The following is a 6,033-nucleotide window of genomic DNA, read 5'->3' on the forward strand; positions in this document are numbered from 1 at the left end:
GTTGGTGAAATGGGATTTCAACCAATCGTCGTCGGTACAGGGCTTGTTGCTTGGCGCAACTTGCAAAGAACGCTACCTAGTCAGATGGAGGTGTTCTCCAACAGTGCAGAGCAAAAACGACTGACCACACATTTCGAACAAAAAGCAGGTTCTCTTAGATCAGCGGAAGATGTGGTCGCAGATCGCCAAATTTTGTCCGTCGCTCTTGGCGCTTACGGGTTACAGGACGATCTGAGCAATCGCTTTTTCGTCAAGCGCATTTTGGCTGAGGGGGCGAGCGATGCAGATTCCTTGGCCAATCGCATGTCAGATAGCCGCTACAAAAACCTCGCCACTGACTTTGCCTTTGATGGGCTTGGTTCTTTCGTTGGCCTTTTGCCGAGCACAGCAGAAGAGATGATCCATAATTATAGGGCGCAAAGTTTTGCGGTTTTAGTGGGTGAAACCCGGCCTAACTTGCGGCTTGCCTTGAATGCAGAGACAGAATTCCAGAAACTTGCTGATCTGGATGTGAGCGAAGATGCGAAATGGTTCCTCGTTATGGGCAATCCGCCACTCAGATCTGTACTTGAGACTGCACTTGGACTGCCCGCGTCATTTGGTCAGTTGGATATAGACAAACAACTCGAGGTTTTCCGGGATAAATCTTTGAGCACCTTTGGTGTTGGCGAAATTGATGAGCTTGCATCGCATGGCCTAAGCTCTGACGTGATCGACCGCTTTCTTTTGCGCGACCAGCTAAAGCAAGGGCAAAGCTATTCATCACAAAATATAGCTTTGCAGTTGCTGTCCGCCTGATCATGGTTACTAATTGTAAAGCTCTCGCCAGTAAGACGGATTGCAACGATGCAATTTGGCGGGGCTATAGTGATCCGAAGCATGACAAACACAGGGCCGGCACACGGCCACGGATCTAAAGCTGTCATTTTCTTTTCAGCGGCATTCCTTCTTGTGACAAGCGTTTCCTTGCTCCGGGCATCGGTTTCGCAATCAGATGATTGCTATCGAGCTGCCTGGTTTGCGGCGCATGAAACAAATGTTCCGGTAAATGTACTGCTCGCGATCGCGCGCACCGAAACGGGCCGGAAGGTAGAGGGGAAAACCCAGCCTTGGCCGTGGGCGATTAACGTCGCTGGAAAGGGCAGTTGGCTTGCCACCGAAGCGGAGTTGTTGGAAAAGGCGTTATCGCTAATTGCGTCTGGTGAGCGGCGTTTTGATGTGGGTTTTTTTCAACTGAACTATCATTGGCACAACGAAGGTTTCGCCAGTTTGGACGAAATGATCTCACCAAGGACGAATGCACTTTATGCTGCGCGCTTTTTGAAATCACTTCATGCCGAGTTCGGGAATTGGGTTGCTGCCGCCGGAGCATATCATTCGCGTACAGAAGCTTTGGCGAACATTTATAAAGCAAAATTCCTTCAGCATTACGACGATAATGATGCGCCAATAATGGACCATGCGCGACAAACGAGCGTGACGTCAAAGCCGCGCATGAACACCTACCCTTTACTTCATGCAACTTCAGGTACTGCACACCTCGGTTCACTCGTCCCAAGTGCGTCCCGGTGAGCATGCGAAGCATCATCAAAATTCTGGAGCGTCGTTTTGGCTAAATTCGGTTTTAACCCAACTATATTGCTCGCACTTGCCCTGATGGGCGTCATTATCATGATGATTCTGCCGATGCCTGCATTTGTTTTGGATATGGGCCTCGCGATCTCCTTTGGCCTTGCGATTCTCATTTTCACGATCACGCTTTTCGTCGAGCGTCCGCTGGACTTTTCGTCCTTCCCAACCGTTCTGTTGGCGTCATTGATGCTGCGGCTGTCTCTCAATATTTCTTCCACCAAGCTAATTATTGGTCAGGGCCATACGGGGACTGGCGCTGCGGGCGGAGTGATCGAAGGCTTCGCAAGTTTCGTGATGGGCGGCAGCGTGTTTTTGGGACTGGTCGTATTTGGCGTTCTGCTCATCGTGAATTTCATGGTGATTACCAAGGGCGCAACACGTATGGCCGAAGTCGGTGCGCGATTTGCGTTAGATGGCATGCCCGGCAAACAGCTCGCTATTGACAGTGATATGTCAGCAGGCGCGATTGATCACGCGGAGGCTAAAGCGCGTCGTGAGCGTGATCAACAGGAAACGACATTTTTCGGTTCGCTTGACGGCGCATCCAAGTTTGTGAAGGGCGACGCTGTCGCCGGTTTGCTTATTACGCTGTTGAACTTTGTCATGGGCTTGATCATGGGTGCAGCCGTACACGGGATGCCCTTGTCTGAGGCGTTTGAAACCTATGCGATCTTGACCGTTGGCGACGGTCTGGTGTCCCAAATTCCGGCGGTCATCATCTCTATCTCTGCCGCTTTGCTTCTGGCCCGAGGCGGGGCCGTCGGTGCAACGGACATCACGTTGTTTTCTCAGCTTGGCAGACATCCTGCAGCTTTGTTGACTGTCGGGCTTTTGATGTTGCTTTTCGCTTTGGTGCCGGGCTTGCCTTTTGTGCCTTTTCTGCTGGGCGGGGCGGGCCTGATTTTTGCGGCCTGGTACATGCAGAAATCCCAAAAGGTGCAAACGGACAAAGAGGCAAGCGATGCTTTGGAGACCGAAACAGTGGCCGCAGAAGAGACGATGGCCGATATCCTTGATCTGGACGATATTCACGTTCAATTTGCGCCTGATCTCATTGATATGGTGATTGATCCGGGAACGGGCCTCGACGCGCGTATTCGCAATATGCGCACCCATGTCGCCCAAGAGTTCGGTCTGGTGATGCCAGAGCTTCGGTTGACGGATGATCCGGGGCTTCCGAGCGGGACATATCGCATTAAGATTCATGGTGTCGAGCAAGCACGCGGTGTTGTTCGTCCACACAAGTTGCTGGCGTTGGTCGATGGAAAAGAAGGCGCAAACGGAGAGGATCCGGTTCAAGAGCCAGTCTATGGTGCGCCTGCCATCTGGATCGAACAACAGGCACAGGAAGAAGCTGCGCTTGCAGGGCAGACTGTGGTGGCCCCTTGCGAGGTGCTCGCAACGCATTTGCTGGAGTGTTTGCGTAAGAATTTGAGCAGATTGTTAACGTTCAAATCCCTACAACGCTTGATCGATGAACTGGTCAATTTGAGTGATGCTAAACGTGCGGACGCGAACCGAAGGCTTTTGGACGAGCTGGTTCCCGACAAGGTGCCTCTTGATGTTCTTCACTCTGTTTTAAGATTGCTGCTGGCAGAGCAGGTTTCAATTCGCAACCTTCCCATAATCATTGAAACAATTGCAAAGGCGCGCCCGATTCATGGCAGTGCAGAAGCGACTTGTGAATTTGTGCGCCAAGCGCTTGGCTTTCAATTGATCTCGAATCTGAAACGGTCTGACGGGACCATCCCGCTTATCCAGCTTGCGCCAGAGTGGGAGCAAACGTTCAGCACTTACCAACTGGACGCTGAACAAGGGGTGGCGAATATCGCCTTGCCACCTGATTTGTTCAGCAAATTGGTCTCTTCCGTTGGCGAACAAGTTTCTGAGCAGGCTGAAAGAGGCGTGTCGCCGGCAATCGTCACCTCGACGCAGCGCCGGCGGTTCGTGCGCGCGGTTATTGCGGCTAGGGGAATTACCGTGCCGGTTTTGTCCTTTGAAGAAATCGGAAGCGAAGCGGCGCCATCTATCGTTGGCGTGGCAGCGGCATGAACGCTTTGCTACCTTCACTTTGGGAGCCGTTGGTCTTCGGTTTCCTTGCAATGCTGTTTCGGGTCTCCGCGCTTGTGGCGATGCTGCCCGCGTTGGGAGAGGCCTCCATCCCTGCGCGGATCAAGCTTGGTTTGGCAATCTGCATGACGATGGTGATTTACCCGATCATTCCCTTGCCGGATGTGCAGGCAATAGAGGGTGCCGAGCGGTATGGGTTGTTGCTCTCGGAGATTGGTGTCGGCCTTTGGTTCGGGCTCTTACTTCGTGTTTTTGTGTTTTGTTTGCAAACCGCAGGTTCCATCGCTGCGCAATCGACATCGCTGTCTCAAATTTTGGGAACAGCCGGTGTCGAGCCGTTGCCGGCGATGGGCCACGTGATCACGATGGCTGGTTTGACGCTAGCGCTGACGCTTGGCTTACACGTGAGCGCCGCGCAATATTTGATTGGGTCTTATGCGCTTTTCCCGATGGGCGATTTTCCTGATTTGGGGGCTTTGGCTGAAACCGGAGTCGCACAGATCGCATGGGGCTTTAAGCTGGCTTTTACCTTGGCTGCGCCGTTCATCATTCTTTCGCTGCTCTATAACCTCACGTTGGGGGTTATAAACCGAGCGATGCCTCAACTGATGGTCGCGTTTGTTGGCGCACCTGTGATCACGGCAGGAGCTCTCTTTTTGTTGGCCATCGCGATACCGTCGATGCTTGGCACGTGGGTTGACGCTCTGTTCGGCTTTCTCGCTACTGGCGAGCTACGCTGATGTCCGAGCAAGACGAAGCAGCGGAAAAGAGTCACGAGCCGACGCAGAAAAAACTGGATGATGCGCGCAAGAAAGGTGAAGTTGCGCGTTCCAATGATGTGAATGTGGCCTTGTCGTATTTTGGCTTTTGGCTTTTCCTGATCATGGCAGGTGGTTCGTCCGCCTCCAGTCTCGGCACAAGTTTGCAGCTGGGGCTAAGCGGAGCTTTTGCTAGTGGCCGGCTTCTGAACTTTAGTTCAGGTTATTTCGCGCCATTTCTGTTGGAAGCTGGAGCCTTTGTCGGGCTGTCTTGTGCCATCCCTGCCGGGCTAATTGTGCTTGGCCTTCTTGCGCAACGGGCGCTGCTTTTCACACCGAGTAAACTACAACCTAAGTTGTCACGGATTTCCCTTCTAAAGAACACGCAGAACAAATTCGGGCGGGCAGGTCTGTTCGAGTTTGCAAAGAGTTTTACCAAACTGTTGGTCTATTCGCTTTGCCTTACGCTCTTTCTAATGTGGAACTTTGACATTGTTGTCGGCGCTTCGGCAGGCAGTGATCGCAGCGCGCTTCTTGCTTTGTTCGATCTGTTGACGTCGTTCCTGATTTTGACCGTGATGATGGCCACTGCCATCGCCGCTTTGGATTTTGGTTGGCAAGCCTTCGAACATCAACGCAAGAACCGCATGTCGCATAAAGAAATGCGTGATGAATCCAAGGAAAGCGAAGGTGATCCATATCTCAAGCAGGCCCGCCGGATGCGCGCGCAAGAGGTGGCTCATAATCAGATGATGGCAGATGTGCCGAGGGCTGACGTGATCATCGTAAACCCCACACATTACGCTGTTGCATTAAAGTGGGAGGGTTCTCGCAGCAAAGCTCCGATTTGCGTGGCAAAGGGTGTCGATGAAGTCGCATTGCGCATTCGTGCTATCGCTAAAGAATCCAGCATTCCTATACACACTGACCCTCCGACGGCGCGCGCGCTTTATGCTGTTGTGGACACTGGCCAGGAAATTCACCCCGAGCACTACACCGCGGTCGCAGTCGCCATTCAATTTTCTGAAGTCTTGCGGCGGAAAAAGAGGACACGGAAATGAAGCAGAAATGGGCCGAACTGGCAAAGTTGGCAAATCTTGTTTTTGACAGCGAACTTCGTAAGTCGTCAGAGCTTCGTCAGGCACAAGCAAACCTCGGTCTTAAACGACGCCGATTGGATGTGATGAATCGCAAAGCGCTTGATGCACTTGTGAACCCGCATCCCGTTCATCGGCACGATGGTGATGTTCTATGGCAAGCATGGGTAGGACAGAACGCGCGAGCAATCGGTTTAGAGCAAGCGAAACTACGGGCATTGACTGAAATTCATAAATCAAAACTTCGTAAGGCGTTCGGTCGCAAAAGTGTGCTCGAAGAGCTTGCTCTCCGATAGACTCAGCTATGCCACCGCATATGGGTGCAGCTATGGGGGGGCATACAACATGTAGAAAGCTGGCCGATCGGCACATATCAATCATCGTGAGGGGTTAGTTGCATTCAAGGATAAGTAATTGAAATAAAACATAATTTTACTTTTTTCATCTTTTTTGAAGATTCCTGAAAAAAGCGCTTG

6 protein-coding genes are annotated in these 6,033 nt (G+C 52.0%); all 6 read left to right on the forward strand.

Annotated features, from left to right (window positions below; genetic code table 11):
* Positions 1-9 precede the first annotated feature (9 nt).
* The 6 genes from B9P63_RS16440 (at position 10) to B9P63_RS16465 (ending at position 5,853) form a co-directional block, all read left to right on the forward strand.
* Positions 10-798: a DUF1217 domain-containing protein gene (locus tag B9P63_RS16440; protein ID WP_085310792.1), complete on the forward strand. Its 789-nt coding sequence runs from the start codon at positions 10-12 to the stop codon at positions 796-798.
* Positions 799-879: 81 nt separating this feature from the next.
* Positions 880-1,572: a transglycosylase SLT domain-containing protein gene (locus B9P63_RS16445; protein WP_085310794.1), complete on the forward strand. Its 693-nt coding sequence runs from the start codon at positions 880-882 to the stop codon at positions 1,570-1,572.
* Positions 1,573-1,671: 99 nt separating this feature from the next.
* Positions 1,672-3,684, forward strand: a complete 2,013-nt coding sequence (flhA, locus tag B9P63_RS16450) for a flagellar biosynthesis protein FlhA (protein WP_245830723.1) — start codon at positions 1,672-1,674, stop codon at positions 3,682-3,684.
* Positions 3,681-4,442: a flagellar biosynthetic protein FliR gene (locus B9P63_RS16455; RefSeq protein WP_085310799.1), complete on the forward strand. Its 762-nt coding sequence runs from the start codon at positions 3,681-3,683 to the stop codon at positions 4,440-4,442. The genes flhA and B9P63_RS16455 overlap by 4 nt, the downstream gene beginning before the upstream one ends.
* Complete coding sequence (locus tag B9P63_RS16460; RefSeq protein ID WP_085310801.1) at positions 4,442-5,521, forward strand: EscU/YscU/HrcU family type III secretion system export apparatus switch protein; 1,080 nt, start codon at positions 4,442-4,444, stop codon at positions 5,519-5,521. The genes B9P63_RS16455 and B9P63_RS16460 overlap by 1 nt, the downstream gene beginning before the upstream one ends.
* A complete protein-coding gene (locus B9P63_RS16465) occupies positions 5,518-5,853 on the forward strand; it encodes a hypothetical protein (protein ID WP_085310803.1) in 336 nt (111 codons plus the stop codon). Before B9P63_RS16460 ends, B9P63_RS16465 begins: the two co-directional genes overlap by 4 nt.
* Positions 5,854-6,033 lie beyond the last annotated feature (180 nt).

It is taken from the genome of Planktotalea arctica (assembly GCF_002105285.1).
GTDB lineage: Bacteria > Pseudomonadota > Alphaproteobacteria > Rhodobacterales > Rhodobacteraceae > Planktotalea > Planktotalea arctica.